This is a genomic window from Microvirga sp. GN3 (assembly GCF_055792825.1).
Map to the genome: position 1 here is coordinate 1 of NZ_JBVVAK010000051.1, position 21290 is coordinate 21290.

Here is a 21290-nt window from a genome sequence, read left to right on the forward strand (position 1 = left end):
CTTGAGACCGACATCCGCGGTCTGCTGCGCAACTTTGGGCTCAAGGTTGGGATCGTTGGCAAGGTCAGGTTCGAGGACCGGATCCGCGAGCTCGTGGCCGGCCTGCCGGAGCTGGCTGAGATCATAGCCTGCCTGCTCGAAGCCCGTCGGAGCCTGCGGGAACGCTTCACCCCTCTTCACCGCAAAGTGCTGGCGACCGTGCGGGATGATGACGTCTGCCGGCGCCTGATGACCATTCCCGGTGTCGGTCCCGTGGTGTCGCTGGCCTTTAGCGCCACGATCGACATTCCGGCGCGGTTCAAGAATTCCCAGGCCGTCGGCCCCGCTCTGGGGCTCACGCCGGTTCTCAATCAGTCCGGCGAGAGCCATCGGATCGGACGGGTCTCTTTGTGCGGCGATGCCATGATGCGAGCGCTGCTCTATGAGGCCGCTCAGGTGCTGCTGACCCGGGTGCAGCAATGGTCGTGGCTGAAGGCCTGGGCCATGACCGTGGCCCGCCGGCGCGGCCTGCAAAAGGCCATTGTGGCTCTGGCGCGTCGGCTGGCCGTCATCATGCACCGCCTCTGGAGCGATGGCACCGAGTTCCGCTGGACCAAGGAGGGTGTCTTGGCAGTCGCTTGATCGCTCACAGCAATCGCCTGTCACAAGAACAGAAGGATAGCCGAGATCCGCCAGCCGGTGGAGAGACGTCCCTTGCGGGACGATGGATGAGGTGAGTTCGCTAGGGCACTTGTGTCGATCGCGTCTTGCGCGATCAGAACGCGCAACAGATTGGGCTGCCTCATTCTTCTGATCCCATACTGGGAGAGCCACAGAGCTGATCCCGAAGAGAAGCAAGACCCGCGAGTGACGTCAAACACCGGAACGGTAAAACAGCCCGAAAGCGCTTGACCTCAAACCGCCGAATAGAGAAGAACCCGACAAGGTGCTGTTCATCCTCGAGCCGAACGCGATCACGCGTCCGCTCGCCCGTCAGCGTGTGACTGTCTATGACTATCCGGATGGCCGCTTTGAGATCAGGCACAACGGCCTCTCTCTGCCCTACCGCATTTACGACAAGCTGCGCCAGGCCGACCAAGCGGCCATTGTCGGGAACAAGCGTCTGGGGCCGATCCTGGCTTATGCTGCTGAGCGTCAGAAAGAGCTCGGCATGAAGCGTAGCCAGAAGGCTCCACGCCGGCAAGGACAAGGCAAGAGTCTCTTCAAGGTCGGATGAGAGTTGAAATGGACGTGGGATGAGTCCAGCGCTGCAACCCTGACTAGCTGCGCTGGACGAATCCGACACCGCGCAGCCCTATGACTGGCGGTTTACTGGTGATATCTCTAACGGGGCAACCAGAGACTTGTCTAACGGGTTCTGACAGGTGGGATTCTCAGGTTCGCGTTTATGGAGCGGAATGCCCTCGATGACCTCTGGGCTTTTCAGTTTTGAATCTCGGGGTTTCACCCGATAGGGAGCCGGTACCGATAAAGCTAGAATCTGTGCTGAGATGGAGATTTGCTCATCCCATGATGTGAAAGGGTCAGCCCAAAGGCCAAGCCAGACAAGCCAAAGCCGCCAGCTTCAGCATCGACCAAGTCGTCGAGCGGCTGAGGCCGAAGGATTGAGGAGATCTGACAGCAGGATTCTTACGTCACCTGCGAACAAACTGCTTCTCCTCAAGGCTCTAGTAAGGAATCTGGATTAGGGGAATACGCAATGCCACGGTTCTTCTTTGACGTGTCGATCAAAAGCCAATTGGCTCGCGATGACGAAGGCCTTGAGCTGGATAGTCTCGACACGGCCGAACACGAGGCCATCCGCACTGCATCCCAGATTGTCCAGGAGGATCTGTCGAAGGGCGACATCTCTGAAATCGTTCTTCACATCAGGGACGAACAGGGCCAGCAGGTGCTCAGGATCGCAGCTTCCATGACGGTTCAGCGGATGAATATCGTGCAAGGGAAACACAGGGCCTAGTTTCGCATGAGCCGCAGTATGGAACGCGTTTTGAAGGTTTCGCAGCGTATTCGGGGCAGTTCTCGGCCGCTCATCGCGCCTATTCGGTAACGACAGATCGCAAAAGCGCCGCGGAAGGGCTGTTTATACTGGCGAATGCTATGGCTGGATCGAGCAGGAAGAGAGGCCGGCAACGCCACCATCCGAGCTCTCTACGCTTGGTCCCGAGCACCAAGGGGATTGCTGCATCTCCCAGGCGGGTAAACCATAGCCAGCTTTGCACCGTCCTGCAGCAGGATCGTTCCCCTACTTCACCCGGAAGTGTTTCAGGCGATGGGAGCGTCGAGGGCTGTAGGACCGTTGCCGTTCCCTGGGCGAGACAACGGATTAACAGTCCGTTGCGCTACGGTTGTGCAGAGGACTGCAAATCCTTGCTCGGTTGTTCACTCCTCTGGGGCTGGATCGGCACCAAGGGGCAGGAGCAGCCTCGCGTGCTGCGGGCCAACGGTGAGCCAGATCCTCTGGCGCGATGAGTAACCCGGCGGCCGCAATCTGAAGAAAAATTATCGCCGCCGGGATAACCCGTCAGAGGGCGGCTGGGATAATCCGTCAGAGGGCAGCGGCATTCCTGAGGCATAGTTTAGAATGACTACAACGTCTCTGGCTTGGGGATCAGGATGCCTCGGGGATTCAACGTCATCTGCAAAGGACCGATCGAAGGATTACATCTGCCCCGCAATGCTTGGGTTGCGCTTCACAAGGCAGACATTAGGACACTCGACCAGCTCCGAGCTGTGGCGGATCAGATCGAGCGTGTGGTCGATGGCGTCGGGTCTAAGACAGCCCAAGCAATCAGGGCAGAAATCGCCCGGATCGGGCCAGCGAAAGAGGTTAGCTCCGAAACACAGTAATGCGGTCTTGTGATGCCTCCGCGCCCTAAAGGACGTGGCTTCCCGGTCCCTTCAGACCGAGCGTCTCGCACCCGAGACGGGCAATGTTCAGCGCAGCGTTCTGATCGCGGTCGTGAACCGACCCGCAGTCTCTGCACACCCATTGCCTGACCGCAAGCCCTTCTCGACCTTGTGGGCCGCTGAGTGCCAGGCACCCAGAATAGGTCTGCGCTGAGTAGGCCTCATCCACCGCCGCAAAGGCAACTCCAGCGTGATCGCATTTATAGTCAAGGAAGTTGCGCAGTATCGACCAGCTCACATCGTGCGTCGCCTTGCCGGGCGCGTCCTGCGAGAAGTTGCCGGACTTAAAGCGGCCCTGGACTGGCCTGCCCCGAGTAGGTGATCCGAGTGTGATGTTAATTCAGAGTTGGCCGGGGTGCCAGCTTGGGCGCATGGACCACGACCTCAGGTGCAGGTGGCCGGTAGCTCAAGGATGAGTGCGGGCGGATGGTATTATACAACGAGGTTTGAGAACGCCCACAGGACCACTCGGCGTGAAGTCCTGTATCGGCTTCACCCCTGGGCCGGCCGTGAGGTGTCCGTCCACGCGGTGATCGACAAGGCGGACGGCGTGGTTTTCCGGTGCACGCCCGACGGATCGGAGACCGAGCGATGGCTCGAGATCCCGGCGTGGATGTTCGACCGGGCGTCGTGTGCCCAGGATCAGGCCCTGACGACGCATCCCTTTGTCGGGCTCGATGCGCTGATGGCCCTGGCGGCGCTTCTCGATCGGTCGATGAAGATCGCCGGCCAATCATCGAATACCCGGCTTTCGGGTGCATGGGGATCCTCTCGCGACCAGAATCGGGGAGAGACCCATGGCTCGGAAGGTGAGGACGTCCGCGGATGCGGATCAACACAACCGGCAGCTCGGTCCGCATCAGATGGACCTGTTCGGCAGCAGCGCGGCAGACCATGCCAGCGGCGCGCCGGCGTGGTGCGAGCTGCCGCGGGAGGCGCAGGCGACGCTGGTGAGCCTGATGATGCAGCTCCTCCTGGAGCATGCGCAAAGACGCACAGCGCCGCCGCTGATCATGGGGGTCAGCCATGAGCACTGACAAGGTCCGCCCTCACCACCTGGAGCGCAAGGCGATCCTCTACGTGCGCCAGTCTTCCTCGCATCAGGTGCTGCACAACCGCGAGAGCAGCGCACTGCAATACGCCATGCGGGACCGCCTGACTGCGCTGGGATGGTCCGAGATCGAGGTGATCGACGATGATCTCGGGCGTTCGGCCGCCGGTGGGGTCCAGCGCGCCGGCTTCGAGCGGATGGTGGCGGAGGTCTGTCTCGGGAAGGTTGGTGCAGTCTGCGCGCGGGAGGTCTCGCGCTTTGCCCGCAACAGCCGCGACTGGCAGCAGTTGATTGAGATGTGCCGCGTCGTCGACACGGTACTGGTTGACCAAGAGGCGATCTACGCCCCGAGACAGGGCAACGATCGGCTGCTGCTCGGCCTCAAGGGCAGCCTGAACGAGTACGAGTTGGACCTGCTGCGGCAGCGCTCGCTCGCCGCGCGTTACGAGAAGGCCCGCCGCGGCGAACTGGTCGTCGCGGCCCCTGTCGGCTTCGTCAAGGCCGGCGATCGGTATGAGAAGGACCCGGACCGGCGTGTGCAGGAAGCCATCGCTCTCGTCTTTGACAAGGTCGAGGAACTGGGAAGCGCACGGCAGGCGCTCTGCTGGCTGCACGAGCACGATCTTGCTCTGCCGGTGAAGCAGGCGAACGGTGATACGGCTTGGCGCAGGCCGAGCTATGCCTCCATCCACCGGATCATCGAGAATCCGGTCTACGGCGGCGCCTATGCCTATGGTAAGACTGCGGCTGCGGCAGGGTATGGCGCCGATGGGGTGAGCGTGACGATCCGTCGGAAGGCGCGGTCGCAGTGGCTGGCGCTGATCCCCGAGGCCCATGACGGCTATGTCAGCTGGCAGAGGTTCGAAGCGATCCGCACGATGGTCTCAGGCAACATTCCAACCGGCAAGCATCACGGCGCGCCCAAGCACGGCGATGCGCTGCTGGCCGGGCTGATCCGATGCCGGCGGTGCGGTCGGAAGCTGACGCTTCGGTATACGGGCGCACGGCACGGCATTCCGCGCTACAGCTGTAGCCGCGCCTGGATGGACAATGGCGGCCCCCATTGCATCGCCTTCGGCGGTCTGCGGGTTGATGACGCCATCGAAGAGGCGCTGCTCGGCGTGGTCGGACCTGGTGCCATCGCCGCGGCGACGGCCGCGGCCGCCCAGGCCACGCGCCAGAGGGATCAGGTGCGCGAGACCCTTGGCCGCGATCTCGAAGCGGCGCGCTATGCCGCCGACCGCGCCTTCCGGCAGTACGACGCCGCCGATCCGGCGAACCGGTTGGTCGCCGGCGAGCTTGAGACGCGCTGGAACCGCTCGCTTGCCCGTGTCGCCGAAGTGGAGAGTAAGATCGCCGCGCATGACGCGGCGGCCATGCCATCGGCCATCGCCCCGGAGGCACTCGGTGTTCTGGCCGAGAACCTCAAGACGGTCTGGTCGGCGCCCACCACCGATGCGCGCCTGAAGAAGCGCATTGTCCGCACGCTGATCCACGAGGTCATCGCCGATATCGATGACGCAGCGTCCGAGATCGTGATCGTCGTGCATTGGGTCGGTGGCGCACAGCGAGATGCGGTTGCCAAAGCGCCGGCGCGGACAGCGCAACAGCACGTCCGCCGACATCCTTGAAGCGGTGCGCCGATTGGTGCTCATCGCCAGTGATGATCTGATCGCAGGCTTGCTCAACCGCAACGGCCTCCAGACGGGCAACGGCAACCGCTGGACCCGCGAGCGCGTCACCTCCCTGCGGTCGAACTACCGGATTCCGGTGTTCAAGGCGGCCCCAGACGGCATCGAGCCCTGGCTCAATCTCGGCAAGGCCGCCAAACTCCTGAAGGTTGCGCCCAAGACGCTCCGTCTGGCCGCCGAAGCCGGAGAGATCGAGGCCATCCACCCTCTGTCGGATGGACCGTGGATCTTCGCGCGTACGGCGCTGACGACAGAGGCGGCCATATCCATCACCGAGCGGGCGCGCCAGAACCCAAAGTATCCCGCGGGATCGCATCCGGCGCAACAAAGCCTGTTCTCTTCAATGACATAGCCAGATGGGTGTTGTGATGCAGGGTTGTAGTGCCGGCGCCAATTTTCGATCACCACCTTTGCCTCTTCCAATGTGTAGAAGATTTCTCCTTTCAGAAGCTCATCCCGAAGCTTCGAGTTGAAGCTTTCGCAATAGCCGTTCTCCCACGGGCTGCCCGGTTCGATGTAAGCTGTCCTCGCTCCGACTGCCGTAATCCACTCGCGAACAGCTTTGGCCACGAACTCCGGGCCGTTGTCGGAACGAATGTGACCTGGGATGCCACGCAGGATGAACAGATCCGAGAGCACGTCGATCACGTCCACGGCCTTGAGCATTCAGTTCACGCGGATGGCCAAACACTCGCGCGTGAACTCGTCGATGATGTTGAGCATGCGGAACTTGCGTCCATCATGGGTGCGGTCCTCGACAAAGTCATACGACCAGACATGATTGGCATACTCTGGCCGTAGCCGGATGCACGAGTCATCGTTGAGCCAGAGCCGCTCTTTCTTGGGTTGCTTTTGTGGCACTTTCAGCCCCTCCCGTCGCCAGATCCGCTCGACGCGCTTCTTGTTCACCAGCCAGCCGGCGTCTCGCAGCAGCGCTGTGATCCGCCGGTAGCCGTAGCGGCCATGCCGGGTCGCCAAGGCGATGATATCGGCCGTCAAAGCCGCCTCATCCTCCGGCTGTTTGGGGATTTTGCGCTGAGTGGAACGATGCTGGCCCAGAACCCGGCAGGCCAGCCGTTCCGAGACGCCATACGTGGCGATCACGTGATCCACGCAGGCGTGACAGCGGGCGGGGCTCAGTAGTTTCCCGACGCGGCCTCTTTCAGGATCAGCTTCTCCAGGGTAAGATCCGAGACTGCCCGACGCAGCCTAGCGTTCTGCATCTCTAATTCCTTGAGCCGCTTGACCTGGTCGGATTTCAGCCCTCCATACTCGGATCGCCAGCGGTAGTACGTAACCTCTGTTACACCAATCGAGTGGATCGCTTCGGCCACCGTCCGGCCTTGTGCTATCAGCACGTCCACCTGCCGCAGCTTGGCGACGATCTCTTCGGCCGAGTGCCTCTTCTTGCCCACCTTCAGTCCTCCTTCGGCTCAGAAGCCATACTTCAGGGAGGATCACTTTTCAGGAGGCAGACCATGGTGGTCACCGCCCGTCTATCTCTGAAATGGCAATCATCCCTGATGCTGACCTGTTGAAGCTCCCAGGGGTTGGACCTTCAACCATTCGGCGGATTCGCTTGCTCATCCAGGGCGGGGGCAAATCCTTCTCCGCAATAACAGGTTTGAGCGATGCGGAATTGCTATGGGAGCATAAACGCCAACTGACCAAACTCAGCGAATTGCGTGATGAGTTCAAGCGGCGAGAAGATGAGTTTAAGCGGCGGTTGCGCGCTATCCGTCTTGAGCTTCGCGTGAGAGGTCTTCCTCCAAAGTGAGGACTCCCACCAATGGGCAAAAGAAAGCCCCAAGACACGCTCAGGGCTCAAGGCTTCACCAGAGGGAACCATCACGAGTTGGGAGGAAGCGTGACGGCACAGACAAACAATCCTGGATGAGCAATGTTCCGAGATTCGTGACCGCCTTGGGTGGGAAACCTGTGTGATCAGTAACTGATAGCGCACCTTAGGCGCTGGCGCTTGGAAGCATCAAATAACAGGAACCACCTGGACTAAGAGGTGTCGTTCGTCGAAGATCTCAACGACGCATACTGCTGGATTCAAGCCCTCGTCAGGCATCGTCTCCGCGAAGGCTCGGGCCACCCTCAGGGCCACATCGTGTGCTGTAGCGAGGTCAGGCAGATTGGCTGAGCCAAGGTCCTCGGTTTCTGAACGGCACCTGAGGGTAAAGTAAAAGAGGCATCCTCACCTCCTGAGGAAGCCCCAGTGCCAATCGGAAGATGACACTGGAGCCCCATCGACATTTGGTGACGTGTCCAACGTTTCCACCAAAGCATGACACAAGGCCATGCATAAGCAAAAAACGCCAGCCCAAGGCCTACGCACCTCCATAAAACTCCGTAGGGTGCAGATTCCGAGTTCATTCGGCCAGGGATTCCGAGATGAAGCCGGCCACGATTCCGATCATTGTCCGGCCAGGGGCTGAGACAGCGTCGAGGGGTGTTCCCAGGGTCCGCAGATCATCCAACCGCCGCCGGAACTGGTCGATATGGCTCCAGACGTGACGCCACTGCTCGTGCTCGGTTGCCTCCCGCCCAACAGTGAAGGCTGCGAAGGTGCCAAAGGTGATGATGTCATCGGCGAAGAGCGGGCGGGAGCCCACGAAATCCACCGTCTGAATGCAGAGTTAGAGCTTCCGGAACCAGTGGCGGATCAGAGCAACGTCCTCGTCGTGCTCAGCCATGACAGCCTCCTGGAACTGAGGCTTGCAGGCCGATGGTGCGCGTGGCCTCGCAGAGGGTCAAGCCGTCCGCAGACTTCAGGTTCGCAACCGAATGGGCTGGCTGACGGGCAACCGTAGGTGTATGGTGAAGCTTCTACCAAGGTGGAGCGAGGCCATGACCATAGCCGCTCGCCAACACCGCCATCTCGCGGCTCAAGCGACAGGTCGCAACCGGTCGGCCCAACGACGGCAGGCACGGCTCCGTCATATCCATCGCCTCTCCCATGCGCAGCACCTCGGTCTTGGTGACGAGGTCCGTGCGGGCCGTCGCTCAACATACATGCGCGACCGCCTTCCCGCCTTCCTGCCGCACCTGCGAGCCTTCGCGTTGTCCCTGACCCGCGATCCGGTCCGGAGTGATGATCTTGTGCAGAGTACCGTCCTGCGGGCTTGGGCAAACCTGGATCACTTCCAGCCCGGCACCAACCTGGAGGCGTGGCTGTTCACCATTCTGCGCAACAGCTTCTACTCGGAGCATCGTAAGCACAGACGCGAGGTTGAAGACCCGGACAGCGGTTATGCCAGACGCCTGATGGTTCATCCTGAACAGGAATCCAAGCTGATGCTGGACGACCTTCAACAGGCGCTGTCGCGTCTGCCGCCCGAGCAGCGCGAGGCTCCTCCTGGTGGCCAAGCACGGCGAGACCTATGCGGATGTGGCGGCTCTCTGCGGTGTCGCGGAAGGCACGATCAAGAGCCGGGTGAACCGGGCTCGCACCCAGCTTGCCGCGTTGTTGCACATGGAGAACCGGCACGATTTCGGCCCGGATTGGGTGATGCAAGCCGCGCTGCAGCAGCCGAAGGCCACAGCTTCCATGTGAAACCGTCCCTGATTTCCAGAGCGGAGGGTCACATGTCCACTTCGAAGGTAGGCAAACCGGGGCAGGAGAAGGTCGCCCAAGGCGAAGCCCAGGAGCCGACTTCCGCTTTCCTCAAGCCATTACAGCCCTCGCCGGAACTGGCGGCTATCGTGGGCTCAGACCCCTTACCGCGCCCGGAGGTGGTGAGCCGAGTCTGGGACTACATCAAGACACACAAGCTCCAGAACCCGCAGAACAAGCGGGAGATCATGGCGGACGAGAAGCTTCAGGCGGTGTTCGGAGGCAAGAACAAGGTCAGCATGTTCGAGATGAACAAGCACCTCGCGCAGCATCTCAAGTGACCGCCTCGCAGAGCGAGCTACGCAAACTGCTCCGGGGAGCAAACTACATCTGGAAGGACAGCCCTTTGTTTGAAAAGAAGCAGAGCTACACACCCGCAGAAGCCCAGCGGGCCTACAAGCAACTGGATCAGCTTGTCGCCAGGAGGACCATCAATCCACGACAGGCCGGTGCCTACCGGCGACACATTGCCAGCCGGGTCCAAGTCACGCTGAAGCCGTCCTACACTGCACAGGCGGCATGGCGGGCCAAGGCCGAAATTGTGAAGCTGACCGACGCTGGGGCGCTCACCATGAAGTCGGCAGCGGCGTACCAAGCACACATCACCAAACGTACCATCGGAGCCTAAAGCTTGTGGTCTGGGAGACTTTGGCTTGGATGATCCTGGGGAACCCATGACGATGAACCCACCATGTCTACAGTCATTGGGATCATCCGGCTGCCAAAGCCGCACTTAATGCTTTGGATGCTTTGGTTTCCCCCAAGCTCTTTACGTAGGCTATAGTATCCCGGAACGGCGCGCGCAGCCTTGGCGTTACAACTGATGCAGGTTTTCGACACACCTGCTCTGAGTGTCCTGGAGGGCTCGTATGGCGAACGCATCTGGCATCAGCAGCCAAATCACTCCTGACAGCGCGGAGCCTAAGCCTGCGGAGTGCCCCCCAGACAACAAGCTGCCCGAGAACTCGCAGGAGAACCTCGATGCACGGCTCGACCATGCCATTGAGGAAACCTTCCCGACGAGCGATCCGGTTTCCGTGACCATCACCAAAGGCCCGGAGCCTGACCAGGAGGCTCGTTCCTCACCGGCGGATGACCAGAAGAGCCGAGCGGACCAAGGCTCAGACGAGGACGTTCTGGATCAGGTGCGGGTAGCGCTCAACGATATCGCCGGGAGTGCCTCCGAAGCAGCCGGAAATGTGTACAGCCGAGGCGAGCACTACGTGCGGCAAGCAGGCGAGCGCTACCCTCAAGCTCGGCGCTATGTTCGTGAGGGCCAAAGCCTTGTGACCCGGTACACAACGGGAAACCCGCTGCTCTCGCTCTTCATCGCTGGAGCCATCGGCTATGCCCTGGCCTGGGTGATCCATGGCAAGAAGCGAAACCGGGACAGGCGCGTGCCGGATTATGCCCGAACCAGACGCGACTATGCTTCGCAGGGTGACACCCACCATCGGTGGTGATGTGCGCACCAGCGCACAGGAAGCAGCAAGGTCACTCGAACACTTTTCAAAGGAGGAAGTGATGGCACAAACTGATACGACAACTCGCACCGACGCACCGGGAGTGATGACCGGCAAGCCCTTAATCGAGAGTGATCGGGTTGAGGGAACCGCCGTGTATGGTCCGCAAGGCGACCACCTTGGCTCGATCAAGCGCCTGATGATCGAGAAGCTCAGCGGCAAGGTCGCCTACGCGGTGATGTCGTTCGGCGGCTTCCTCGGGATGGGCGAGGACGAGCACACCATCCCGTGGGGCAAGCTGACCTACGACACTGGCCTGGGCGGCTACCGCACGGACATTACCGAAGAGCAGCTACGCGGGGCTCCGACCTTCTACCGGGATCGTGATGACTACGACTGGTCAGATCGGGAGCGCGAACGGGAACTGCACGACTACTGGCGAGCTCCGTACTACTGGCCCATCTGAGCTTTAGATGAGGTCAACTCGCACGGTGCAGCGGTAACCCAGAGGAGCGCGAATGCTCCTCTGGCCCATGTGAATGAGAGAAGTGAGGAATGCCGGATGGTTCCGAAGCCTCACCCAGGTTCAGCAATTCCCAGAGATGACATCCACAATGTTGTTGGAGGCCGAGTTCAACATGGCAAAGAACCCGTGGCTCAGTCTCTGGTTGAGTGCAGCCAATACCTGGGCTGGGGCGGCTCGTGGCTTCTGGACAGCCGAGATGCTCCGTCAGCAGAAGGCGATGTTGAACGAGATGACGCGACCGAAGTCTCGGTCCTCGACCAAGACTCGCTCATCCAAGAAAGCGGCATCGGGTGTGCGGAGGAAAGCCAAAGGCTGATCATGGCCACACGCTCTCATCCGACATAGCCTCAATAATCCGGCACCAGCCGTCGCTCGACCAGCGGCGCGTCCATCCGGAACCGCAATCCCGCGCTGTCGTAGTGAACCTCCACCTCGGCATTGCACTGCATCGGCAGAACCCGCTCAAGGAGCATCAAGCCAAAGCCCTGGTGCTGCGGCTCACTCACGGGTGGACCACCGAACTCTCTCCATTCCAGATGGAGCCTTCTGCCCACATCAGTCTCGACCACGTTCCACCTGATCTGGATGTATCCAGTCGGAACCGACAGAGCCCCATACTGGATGGCATTCGTGGTCAGTTCGTGAAGTGCCATGCCGACTGGGACCGCCAGATCAGCCGCTAACTCAAGCGGTGGGCCAATCAACATAAAACGGGGCACTCGGCTCTCGGTAAACGGCTTGAGTTCGTTAAGGGCGATTTCCCGCAGCGGTGCCGTCTGCCAATAGTCCTCGGTTAGCAGGTTGTGCGTTTTCGCCAAGGAGGTGACGCGGTTTGAAAAGGAGCGATAGAACTCGTCGAAGCTGCCGGTGGACCGACCCGTGGCTCCAACCAGTGCCTGAACCGTCGCCAGGGTGTTCTTCACCCGATGATGAAGCTCTCTGACGAGAAGCGACTGCCGTTGCTCGATCCTACGACTGACCTCCAGCCTCTCGTCTCGTTCAGCGATGGCGCGACGCAGGTCCAGTTGTGACATCACCTGATGAGCCAGCAGCCCGAGGGTGGCAGTCTGATCTTCTGTGAGGTTACGGGGCAGATGATCGAGGACACACAGTGCTCCCAAGGGATACCCATCGGGTGTCCGCAGCCCAGCACCTGCATAGAACCGCAGGCGTGGCTCGCTGGCGACCAGCGGATTGTCAGCAAAACGGGGGTCTTCGCTCAGGTCCGGAACGATCATTGTTTCCGGCTGAAGCATGGCAGTAAGACAGATTGAGCAGTCCAGCGGTGTCTCTCGCACTCCAAGCCCTACCTCAGCCTTGAACCACTGCCTGCGCTCATCAATGAGGCTGATCAGGGCGACGGGAGCGCGACAGGTGTGGGCGGCAAGGTGAACAAGACCGTCGAACTCAGGCTCGGGCGGCGTGTCGAGAACCCGGTAACTGCGCAGGGCAGCCAACCGGTCACTCTCGTTCCACGGGAGAGACATTTGTTCGTTCGACACGAAGGCTACTCACACCACCACGGTGATGAGAACGGGCGACATGAGCGCAAGTTCAGGCCAATCCGACCCCTTCCCCAGAAGAGTTTAGGGACGCCCGACTGCAAGCTGCTGACAGGCTTCGACCAGCACGGCAGGCGGAGCGGGCTTCTCAATCCAGGGCACATGATGAAAGTCCGCCAGAAGCTGGCAGTTTTCGCTGAGGCCCGAGTAGATCAGGAATGGCACCTCGCGCCGTGCGAGTTCAAGAGCGATCTCGCGACAGGGACCATCCTTCAAAGCCGCGTCCAGAATCGCGATGTCGGGCGTCTGGGTCCGGAGCCATTCCAAGGCAGCGGCACAGGTGGTAAAGGGGCCAGCCACCTCATAGCCTGCGTCCTGCAACTCGTCCTGGAGATCGAGCGCGATCAGGGCCTCGTCCTCCAAGACGAGGGCAAGTGGCTTGCCATGAGCCTGCTGGGTCATCTGTAAGCCATTAGCCATCCGGCTCGAATCTAGCCTGAACAGACAAGCTTGACGATCACTTGGGTTAAGTTTGCTGCCCCAGACCACCGCCGATGATGCGAAACTGACCCTCATCGAAGGTGCAAAGCGGTGAAGGAGCATAGGGAACTCCACCCCTGCACCTTGGTTGGCCCAACATATCCCCCCTTATAGGAAGGCCGGTCTGATGATCTGTCCATTCTGCAAGCAAGAAGTCGATGATCCCTGCCAGAGTACCGTTGAGATACAGTGGCGGGCCAGCGATCACATCGAGCGATGCGATAAAGCTCTGAAGAACCTGAAAGGGATTGTGTTCGGCTAACCATGCCGGCCGGCGTAGCGCCGCTTCTTGGAGTTACGGACGGCCCGCTAAAAAGCGGGCCGTCCGGTATTCGGTCAGCCGTTGCCGATGATCTTTCCCGCTAGAGCTGCGCCGTTTATAGTCAGTATGAAACTGGACGATAGAACGACTTGCACGAGAGCGGCATAAAACCTCGTCATGGTATCTCTCCTACGCCCTCATTATGCCCTCTCTTCAGAGAGAACGCGAGATAGTGTCTCGTTGTCCTCTGTCGAGGCCCCTGTCTTACTTAAAAGATGGACGACGTTCCCGATCAGCCGCAGAATCCAGCTTAGAACGGCACGAGGGACTCATGGGTCCACAGGAGCACAAGGTCAAGCGGCGGCTCGCAGCCATCTTCGCGGCTGACGTGGCAGGCTATTCGCGCCTCATGAGCCAGGATGAGGCGGGAACACTCCGGACCCTGACTGCCCATCGTGAGATCATGGATCGGCTGATTGCCGAGCATGGTGGGCTGATCGCCAACACGGCTGGCGATAGTGTTTTGGCTGAGTTCCCGAGTGCCGTGGATGCTGTCCAATGTGCCGTGGCCGTACAGGAGGCCCTCTCCCAAGCATACCAAGACACGACTCCGGAGCGCCGCCTCCAGTTCCGGATTGGGGTTCATGTCGGCGACGTGATGGTGCGCGGCAGCGACTTGCTGGGGGACGGAGTGAACATCGCGGCGCGGTTGGAGGGCATCGCGGAACCGGGTGGAGTCTGCCTCTCGGAGGCTGCCTATGGAGCCGTGCGCAAGCTCGTGCCTCTCACCTTTACCGACCTCGGGCCACAGAAGATAAAGAACATCGAAGAGCCGGTACGAGCATTCGCGCTGAAGGCGGCCTCGCCCATTCCAGCGGGAAAAGAGCAGGCCAAATCACTCTCCCTGCCCGATAAGCCCTCCATTGCGGTGCTTCCGTTCAGAAACATGAGCGGCGCCCCCGAACAGGACTACTTGGCCGATGGAATCGTTGAGGAAATTATTGCGGCTCTGTCGCGCTTTCGGTCGCTGTTCGTCATCGCCCACAGTTCGACCTTCACCTACAAGGGCAAGGTGGTTGATGTGCGCCAAGTCAGCCAAGAACTTGGCGTGCGGTATGTGCTGGAGGGCAGCGTCCGGAGGGCGGGAAACCGGCTTCGCATCATTGCCCAACTGATTGATGCCGCCACTGGCAGCCAGATCTGGACTGAGCGGTACGATGGGGACGTTACGGACCTCTTCGATCTTCAGGATCGGGTGACCGAGGCTATTGTCGGAGCCCTTGAGCCGACCATCACCCTCTCCGAAATCGAGTGGGCCAAGCGCAAGCGGCCCGACAGCCTCGATGCCTATGACTGTGTGATGCAGGCACTGCCTGCTGTCTGGTCGCACGACCACGAAAGAACTGAAAAGGGACTTCGACTGGCCCAGCAGGCGATAGGGCTCGATCCTTCCTATGCGCTTCCGAAGGCGCTTGCCGCGTGGTGCTATGCGCAACAGGTGACCTATCTGCGCAGTCCTGATCCAGCGGCAGATAGGGCCAGTGCGTTGCGATTGGCTCAGGAGGCTGCATCCCTCGATAGCCATGATCCCCTGGTATTAACGGTGCTGAGTGCCGCGTATAACCTTGTTGGCCAGTTTGACCTCGGGCTCACCGCAGTCGAGAAGGCGCTGACGCTAGACCCCAACTCGGCCTGGGCTTGGCTGCACGGCATGATCCTGAGCAGATCCTCAACGCACAGCGCCGAGTTGCGAGGCGCGATGGCCACCATCTCGGTATAGGAGAGATGGCTGTCATCCCCTGCCCCATCCGAGACGGTGCGGATGATATAGGTTGCCTTATCGAAGCGGCGGGCCACTTCGAGCACCACCGATGACTCCATATCCACAATGTTCCCCCATGCCTCGGAGGCGAGTTCGGGTTTCCCGGCAGTTTACAAACACGTCGCCAGACAGCACCGCTCCAAGGCGGATGGTGAGCTGTTGCATTAACCTTGGGAGTGTAGCGAGGGATGGCTAATCGCGGAGCCATCCTGTTGTCGATCTTCAAGCGGCGCCGCTTTCCGGCCGCGATCATCCTGCTGCGCATGCGCTGGTACTGCAAGTACGGGATCAGCTATCGCGATCTGGCTGAAATGCTGTCCGAGCGCGATGTCAGCGTCAATCCAAGCACGCTCCTTCGTTGGGTCCAACGCTATGCCCCAGAGATTGAGAAGCGGATGCGACCATACCAGGGACATCGTTCAGGCTCATGGCGAGTGGATGAGACCTATGTACGAGTTGGCGGACGCTGGCGGTACTTATTTCGAGCGGTCGACAAGCACAGTCGGCTGATTGCCTCCATGTTATCCGATCGGCGTGATCCGGGAGCGACTTCTCGCTTCTTACGCAAAGCTCTAAGGGCGGTGAGCGATTATCCTCCCTCATCCATCGCGACCGACAAACTGGCTTCCTATCCGAAGGCAATCCGGCGCTTGCAGAATGAAGGATTGCTGTCAAAAGATGTCGAGCGTCGGACGTCGAAGAACTTAAACAACATCATCGAGGCGAATCATGGCGCGCTCAAGCGCGTGATCCGGCCGACCCGCCGCTTCCAGCGAATGAAGACTGCCCCCGCGACCCTGACGGGTTTTGAAATCATGCGCATGATCCGCCGCGGTCATTGCATCCCGCGGGAACGTCGAGCGACAGGCGAAATCCGTCTCGTCAATCAGCTCCTCGGCCTTGCTGCCTGAGCAGCCCGTTCGACGGGGTTCATAGTGTCTTGTCTAAGTTACTGCAACGGTGCTTCCGGCACTGCCTGCCCTCGCAACCTCCCTACTCACAGCGAATACAGGTCAAGAGCACCGCTGAAGCGGGTCCGGTACTGGTCCAAGCGCCGTTCGTCCTTCTCATCGGCGGCCCGCTCGACAAACGGGGCATAGTTGATGACATTGATCGCCTTAAGGATCGGTGCCATCTTGCGGATCTCGACCTCGCTCGACCCATATCCGCTCAGGAAGGCCTGCTTGGCATCGACCGAGAGATCGTGCAGGGACAAAGCCAGATCCCAATACGGCGCAATGTTGGAGGAACAAAACTCCCAGTCGATCACCGCTGTGATCTTACCTGCTTCATCGACCATGACGTTCTTGAGCCGCATGTCGCCGTGGTTGAGAACAGGATCGGCATCCAAACTCTCGATCCCACGCAAGGCCGCACGCAGGGTCTTGAGCTGGGGCTTCGACAGCATCTTGTTGGCCTCGAGTACCTTGAGCCGTTGTTCGACGTTCAGTTCGCGCTTGAGATACTCGGCCCAGGTCTCCTTGCGCGAGAGCTGATTGCTCGACCAGTCGAAGGTGTGGCCAAAGCCACTGGTCGGAATGGTATGGATCAGCGCCATCAGTCGGCCCATCTCGCGCAGGATCGCCATCCGTTCAGGGTGATGTGTTGCCTCACTGCCTGCAACCTTGCGCGAGACCATATAAGGGATTGGCACAACATCGGCCCCGACCTCAAGCACCTCGGGCACCGGTACGCCGACTTCCTGGGCGCGGGCTATCGCCCACTGCTCTTTCAGGTACTCCTTGATCTTGGCGGGCTGTGGGTTCATGCGGACGATGAAGTCGCCATCTGTGTGGTTAGCTTCGAAGACGAAGTTGCTGAGGCCTCCGCCCTTTGAGCTGATGCGCTTGGGCTTGGACCCAAAATGATGGGTGATGATCGCCCGCGCCATGGTCCGGGCTTGGCGGTCATCGACGCTCGGCGGCTCCGGCATGACGTCGGTCAATGATGCTCTCCTCGTTGCAGCTCGGCGAGCCGGAACAGCACAGCGCCAAGCTCCAGTGAGTCTTTGACCCTCACCGTCCCCAGCAGCCCCTTGTATTCCAAAGCGAGATCGCCGACCTGAACCGCGAGGCCGACCCCCTTCAGGAAGCTGTCCATGGGCGTGTCGCCAGCCCCGACCGCGTGGGCGAGATCGATTCTAAGCAGCTTGGCAAGGGCCTGCGTGCCGGAGAGCTTGTCAACCCCTTTGTGTGTGACGAAGTTCGAGCGTTTGGTATGCTGGTACGCCATGAGGCGATCTTCCTCGGCGTTGATCAGGAGGAGCATCATGCAGATGTCCTGCGCGTGGAGGGTCTTGCTCAGCTCGGCGACAGACGTCGAAACAACCCTCGCGGCGCTGCGATATTTGGCTTGAACCTCCGCAACCCGTTCTGGCAATGGGGTCCAGATCAATTCACCTTGCGTCCAGTCGCGGGGGTAATAGAACACGATCAGGTCGGTGATGCCGTCATTGACCAGCCCCTGGATGCCAGTCAGAACCTCATCGATTTCGGAGGCCTCCAGCGGGAAAGCCTTGATCTCATCGAAAGCAATCTCGCCTTCTGCGGTCTCATGGAGATAGCCTATGAGACTGCCATTAAGGGAGATCAGTGGCAGCGGGGCATTGGTGATGGCATACCATTCGCGGCCGAAGGTGCGGATGACGTTGAGCGGAAAGCGCAGAGAATTCAGGATGACGGGGCGGCCGAGGTCCCGCAGATGCTTCAAGCCATGTGAGACCGCGTCAGGAATAACGATGCGCCCCTCGAACTCGTGCACAGCTGTGCCATCGAGATCGGTGATGACCGCGCCATCCCGGCTAAAACCTGATTTCTCGACAAACTTCTGCAATTCGCGGTCAAGCAATGGTTCGGGGATCATGAGGGTCACGGCTGTTCGCGTTTAAACACAAGCTTCGCCGGTCAACGTTCAAGTCGGTGACCCGTTCAAATGGCGTCCACAGCGGACCAAGGTGTCAGTCTCGCACCTGGGGCTGCCTCAACGGCGTGGATGAAGTCGGAAGCTTGAGCAGGAACACGGCTACGGTTTGTATCGTTACCGAGGTTCATTGTATTCCCGCGGAGACCCTGATGGCTCTGAGCGCCCTGGCCCTGAACTGTACTCTGAAACGCGGAGACGCAGCCTCATCGACGGACAAGCTGCTTCAGGAAGTGCTGGCTGAGCTCCAGCCGCATGGTGTCTCGGGTCGTGAGGGTCGCGAACCTCGATATCAAACCCGGGGTGACCTCTGACGAGGTTGACGGCGATGCGTGGCCGGCTCTCCGCCAGCAGATTCTCAGTGCCGATATCCTGATCCTCGGAACCCCGATCTGGCTGGGGCAGCCCTCCAGCATGGTCAAGCGGGTGCTCGAGCGCATGGATGCCGTCCTGGAGGAAACCGACGACAAGGGCCGCATGCCGGCCTTCGGGAAAGTTGCCGTGGCGGCCGTGGTCGGCAATGAGGACGGTGCTCATCATTGCCATGCCGAGTTGTATCAGGCCCTGAACGACGTCGGATTTTCGATCCCGGTCGGGGCTGGAACCTATTGGGTCGGCGAGGCCATGGGGTCAACAGACTACCAAGATCTCAAGGCCCCGTATGACAAGACCGTGGCGACGACGAAGATGCTGGCCGTCAACGCTGCCCACTTGGCCACGCTTCTGAAAGCCAATCCATATCCAGGCATGGCCGAGGCGTGAACGGAAGGAATGGCAAGAGCGACGCCGCCGGTGATCAGCGGCAACTCCGGTCGGGATTGCCGCCCTGGCAGGCCGATCGGACTTCTCTGCCACGGACACCTCTTCTCGCTGACACGCGGTGCGACGTGGTTGTCGTCGGGGCCGGCATCACCGGGTCCTTCGTCGCGGAGGCGCTCACGCGCCAGGGACACTCTGTCATCCTGATTGATCATCTGATGCCGGGCCGCGGCAGCACGGCGGCCAGCACCGCCATGCTGCAGTGGGATATCGATGGCTCGCCGACCGAGTTGGCAGACCTCTTCGGTTTTGAGAAAGCCTCCGATGTCTATCGCCGCTCCTATGCCGCGGCCACCGACTTGTGCCAAGATGTTGCGGCCCTCGGCATCGGTTGCGATCTGCTGCGGCGATCGAGCCTGTACCTGGGAAGTGGAGAGACGAGCCTGATGCAGCTCGCGCACGAGCATGACCTACGCCATCGCATTGGCATTCCGGGCGAGTTACTCAACCGCGAGGCCCTCCTCGCCCGCTTCAAAATGGATCGGGTCGGGGCTCTCGCCTCACCGGGAGCCGCAGAGGCCGATCCCTAATGCCTGTCGCTAGGTCTGCTCCAAGCGGCCCTTCAACGAGGAGCGGTGCTGGTCGAGGATGAAGTCGTAAACTATGATTGGAGCGCCGGCAGAGCCGCGGTGACAATGGTCGGCGGCAGAATTGTGGAAGCCAGCCGTCTCGTACTCGCCACCGGCTACGAGATGCCGGGATTCGTTAACACGGATTTCCATCGCACGGTGTCGAGCTGGTGCATGGCTACCATCCCGCAACAGCCCAGTGCCCTCTGGCATGAACGCACCCTGATCTGGGAGGCCACGCATCCTTATCTCTATGCCCGGACGACCGAAGATGGGCGCATCGTGCTCGGCGGCGAGGATCAGGTCTCGAGCCATGCCAGCGAACGTGGGGCACTGACGGAGCGCAAGGTTCAGCGAATTACGTCCAAGATGAGAGAGCTCTGGCCGTCTGCCCGATATGAGGTCGCGCACGCTTGGTCGGCTGAGTTCGGTGAAACGCGCGATGGTCTCCCGCTGATTGGCCCGGTGCCTGGGGCCACCTGCGTGCTCGCCGCTTATGGCTATGGCGGCAACTGCATCACCTTCAGCTACATGGCTTCGCGCATTCTGACGGCACAGATTGCTGGGGTTCGACGAGCATGGTTCAACGCCTTCGCTCTGGATCGCAATTACCCGTGATCCTTCTGGTTACTGAAAGTTCCTTCTGCATGTGTCCATAATCGATGTTTCGGAATACCCACTGATAGCCGACCGTGTCACTTCGTATGAATATCGAGCGCGCTCGCCTGAACCGATGCAGCCCCGAACTCCAATGCTTCAATGCGGACCAGCTCCAGGACAGGCATACACCTATCGACCTGCCGACGACATCAGTTCCTGTGCCATCGCCCTGCACATGCAACATCACCCAATCGGGGACACTTTGGAAAACAGGACTAAACCGCTCCGTTGTGGCTTTATCTTCGTCGAGCATTACAGAGGTGTGTTCGTCGAGGCGAGAACCGATTGGAACTTGAGAACTCGCCGCCTGATTGGAGACGCGGTAGCTGGGGCTCGCAGGTTGACCTGTCTGATGACTTCCAGCAATGCTCATGCTGGCTGTTCAAGGCCAAGCGCTCCCGCGTCCGGACCTGGAACTGCAGAGCAACTCAGCCCGTTGATGCTGCTGAGAGGAGTTGGGCCGAACTTCTGACTTTGGCCAGAGGGTAGTATCAGATGAAGTACAAGCTGATCCATGAGAGCGATGACCAGCGGACCTTTGTTGCTGTCCTGGAGACTGGCGATGAAATCATGGCCAGTCTCAAGAGCTTGGCAAGCGAGCAAAGACTTTCCGCGGCCCAGATCACGGCAATTGGCGCTCTCAGTGATGCGGTGGTTTCCTATTTTGAATGGGAGACCAAGACCTACTTGGAGATTCCTGTCAATGAGCAGGTCGAGGTCGCGTCCCTTAACGGTGACATCGGACTTGACGAAGCAGGCAAGCCCGCACTCCACATCCATCTGGTTTTGGGCAGACACGATGGCAGCGCGGTTGCTGGTCATTTAGCGAGAGGACATGTCGGCCCGACGCTTGAGGTTATCATTACCGAGGCGCCGATCCACCTTCAACGATGCAAGGACGCGGAAACAGGTCTCAATCTTATCCGCATCTGAG

The 21290-nt window shown here is 60.2% G+C and carries 18 protein-coding genes and 7 pseudogenes; 16 read left to right on the forward strand and 9 right to left on the reverse strand.

Annotation, left to right across the window (positions count from 1 at the left end):
• The 3 genes and pseudogenes from ACS5Q1_RS22815 to ACS5Q1_RS22825 all read left to right on the forward strand — a co-directional run.
• Positions 1-621 (forward strand): IS110 family transposase (locus ACS5Q1_RS22815; RefSeq protein WP_473100321.1); only part of this gene is annotated, 621 nt, incomplete at its 5' end.
• Positions 622-919: 298 nt separating this feature from the next.
• Positions 920-1216, forward strand: a pseudogene (locus ACS5Q1_RS22820) (ISNCY family transposase); the annotation flags it as partial.
• Between the two features lie 483 nt (positions 1217-1699).
• Positions 1700-1960 (forward strand): DUF6894 family protein, encoded by a 261-nt coding sequence (locus tag ACS5Q1_RS22825; RefSeq protein WP_473100322.1) that lies wholly within the window; start codon positions 1700-1702, stop codon positions 1958-1960.
• 915 nt (positions 1961-2875) lie between these two features.
• On the opposite strand, the gene ACS5Q1_RS22830 is transcribed toward ACS5Q1_RS22825, so the two are convergent.
• A complete protein-coding gene (locus tag ACS5Q1_RS22830; RefSeq protein WP_473100323.1) occupies positions 2876-3148 on the reverse strand; it encodes a zinc ribbon domain-containing protein in 273 nt (90 codons plus the stop codon).
• 559 nt (positions 3149-3707) lie between these two features.
• Between ACS5Q1_RS22830 and ACS5Q1_RS22835 the strand changes: the two genes are divergently transcribed.
• Genes ACS5Q1_RS22835 through ACS5Q1_RS22845 form a run of 3 tightly spaced genes read left to right on the forward strand, consistent with a single transcriptional unit; the run spans position 3708 to position 6004 of the window.
• A complete protein-coding gene (locus tag ACS5Q1_RS22835; RefSeq protein ID WP_473100324.1) occupies positions 3708-3947 on the forward strand; it encodes a hypothetical protein in 240 nt (79 codons plus the stop codon).
• Entirely contained in the window at positions 3937-5592 is a 1656-nt protein-coding gene (locus tag ACS5Q1_RS22840; RefSeq protein ID WP_473100325.1) for a recombinase family protein, read from the forward strand. Before ACS5Q1_RS22835 ends, ACS5Q1_RS22840 begins: the two co-directional genes overlap by 11 nt.
• Positions 5540-6004 carry a MerR family transcriptional regulator gene (locus ACS5Q1_RS22845; RefSeq protein WP_473100363.1) on the forward strand — a complete coding sequence of 155 codons (465 nt, stop codon included), beginning with the start codon at positions 5540-5542 and terminating at the stop codon, positions 6002-6004. The genes ACS5Q1_RS22840 and ACS5Q1_RS22845 overlap by 53 nt, the downstream gene beginning before the upstream one ends.
• Here the strand turns inward: ACS5Q1_RS22845 and ACS5Q1_RS22850 are convergent.
• The 3 genes and pseudogenes from ACS5Q1_RS22850 to ACS5Q1_RS22860 all read right to left on the reverse strand — a co-directional run.
• Positions 6001-7067: pseudogene (locus ACS5Q1_RS22850) on the reverse strand (IS3 family transposase); the annotation flags it as partial. The gene ACS5Q1_RS22845 and the pseudogene ACS5Q1_RS22850 overlap by 4 nt on opposite strands.
• 572 nt (positions 7068-7639) lie before the next feature.
• Positions 7640-7837: pseudogene (locus ACS5Q1_RS22855) on the reverse strand (DUF6894 family protein); the annotation flags it as partial.
• A 193-nt stretch (positions 7838-8030) separates the two neighbouring features.
• Positions 8031-8273 (reverse strand): hypothetical protein, encoded by a 243-nt coding sequence (locus tag ACS5Q1_RS22860; RefSeq protein ID WP_473100326.1) that lies wholly within the window; start codon positions 8271-8273, stop codon positions 8031-8033.
• A 400-nt stretch (positions 8274-8673) separates the two neighbouring features.
• Here ACS5Q1_RS22860 and ACS5Q1_RS22865 point away from each other — a divergent pair.
• The 5 genes and pseudogenes from ACS5Q1_RS22865 (at position 8674) to ACS5Q1_RS22885 (ending at position 11203) form a co-directional block, all read left to right on the forward strand.
• Positions 8674-9214 (forward strand): annotated as a pseudogene (locus tag ACS5Q1_RS22865) (sigma-70 family RNA polymerase sigma factor).
• A gap of 32 nt (positions 9215-9246) precedes the next feature.
• On the forward strand, positions 9247-9555 hold the full coding sequence (locus ACS5Q1_RS22870; protein ID WP_473100327.1) for an SWIB/MDM2 domain-containing protein: 309 nt from the start codon (positions 9247-9249) through the stop codon (positions 9553-9555).
• Between the two features lie 65 nt (positions 9556-9620).
• Positions 9621-9902, forward strand: coding sequence for a hypothetical protein (locus ACS5Q1_RS22875; protein ID WP_473100328.1), 282 nt, complete (start codon positions 9621-9623; stop codon positions 9900-9902).
• 241 nt (positions 9903-10143) lie between these two features.
• Positions 10144-10326, forward strand: a pseudogene (locus tag ACS5Q1_RS22880) (hypothetical protein); the annotation flags it as partial.
• Between the two features lie 472 nt (positions 10327-10798).
• On the forward strand, positions 10799-11203 hold the full coding sequence (locus tag ACS5Q1_RS22885; RefSeq protein WP_473100329.1) for a PRC-barrel domain-containing protein: 405 nt from the start codon (positions 10799-10801) through the stop codon (positions 11201-11203).
• Positions 11204-11610: 407 nt separating this feature from the next.
• Here ACS5Q1_RS22885 and ACS5Q1_RS22890 read toward each other — a convergent pair whose 3' ends face one another.
• Both ACS5Q1_RS22890 and ACS5Q1_RS22895 read right to left on the reverse strand, forming a co-directional pair.
• Positions 11611-12765 carry a sensor histidine kinase gene (locus ACS5Q1_RS22890; protein WP_473100330.1) on the reverse strand — a complete coding sequence of 385 codons (1155 nt, stop codon included), beginning with the start codon at positions 12763-12765 and terminating at the stop codon, positions 11611-11613.
• 84 nt (positions 12766-12849) lie between these two features.
• Positions 12850-13245, reverse strand: coding sequence for a response regulator (locus ACS5Q1_RS22895; protein ID WP_473100331.1), 396 nt, complete (start codon positions 13243-13245; stop codon positions 12850-12852).
• A 653-nt stretch (positions 13246-13898) separates the two neighbouring features.
• Here ACS5Q1_RS22895 and ACS5Q1_RS22900 point away from each other — a divergent pair.
• A complete protein-coding gene (locus tag ACS5Q1_RS22900; protein ID WP_473100332.1) occupies positions 13899-15347 on the forward strand; it encodes an adenylate/guanylate cyclase domain-containing protein in 1449 nt (482 codons plus the stop codon).
• On the opposite strand, the pseudogene ACS5Q1_RS22905 reads toward ACS5Q1_RS22900, so the two are convergent.
• Positions 15347-15448 (reverse strand): annotated as a pseudogene (locus tag ACS5Q1_RS22905) (hypothetical protein); the annotation flags it as partial. The gene ACS5Q1_RS22900 and the pseudogene ACS5Q1_RS22905 overlap by 1 nt on opposite strands.
• A gap of 153 nt (positions 15449-15601) precedes the next feature.
• Between ACS5Q1_RS22905 and ACS5Q1_RS22910 the strand changes: the two are divergent.
• Positions 15602-16300, forward strand: coding sequence for an IS6 family transposase (locus ACS5Q1_RS22910; RefSeq protein ID WP_473100361.1), 699 nt, complete (start codon positions 15602-15604; stop codon positions 16298-16300).
• An 86-nt stretch (positions 16301-16386) separates the two neighbouring features.
• On the opposite strand, the gene ACS5Q1_RS22915 is transcribed toward ACS5Q1_RS22910, so the two are convergent.
• Both ACS5Q1_RS22915 and ACS5Q1_RS22920 read right to left on the reverse strand, forming a co-directional pair.
• Entirely contained in the window at positions 16387-17334 is a 948-nt protein-coding gene (locus tag ACS5Q1_RS22915; RefSeq protein ID WP_473100333.1) for a phosphotransferase family protein, read from the reverse strand.
• Positions 17331-18251, reverse strand: a complete 921-nt coding sequence (locus ACS5Q1_RS22920) for an HAD hydrolase family protein (protein WP_473100362.1) — start codon at positions 18249-18251, stop codon at positions 17331-17333. The genes ACS5Q1_RS22915 and ACS5Q1_RS22920 overlap by 4 nt, the downstream gene beginning before the upstream one ends.
• 312 nt (positions 18252-18563) lie before the next feature.
• On the opposite strand from ACS5Q1_RS22920, the gene ACS5Q1_RS22925 reads away from it, so the two are divergent.
• From ACS5Q1_RS22925 to ACS5Q1_RS22935, 3 genes and pseudogenes are all read left to right on the forward strand, one after another.
• Positions 18564-19070 carry a flavodoxin family protein gene (locus ACS5Q1_RS22925; protein ID WP_473100334.1) on the forward strand — a complete coding sequence of 169 codons (507 nt, stop codon included), beginning with the start codon at positions 18564-18566 and terminating at the stop codon, positions 19068-19070.
• Positions 19071-19195: 125 nt separating this feature from the next.
• Positions 19196-20314 (forward strand): annotated as a pseudogene (locus ACS5Q1_RS22930) (NAD(P)/FAD-dependent oxidoreductase).
• Between the two features lie 537 nt (positions 20315-20851).
• Entirely contained in the window at positions 20852-21289 is a 438-nt protein-coding gene (locus ACS5Q1_RS22935; protein WP_473100335.1) for a PPC domain-containing DNA-binding protein, read from the forward strand.
• The last annotated feature ends 1 nt before the right edge of the window (position 21290 follow it).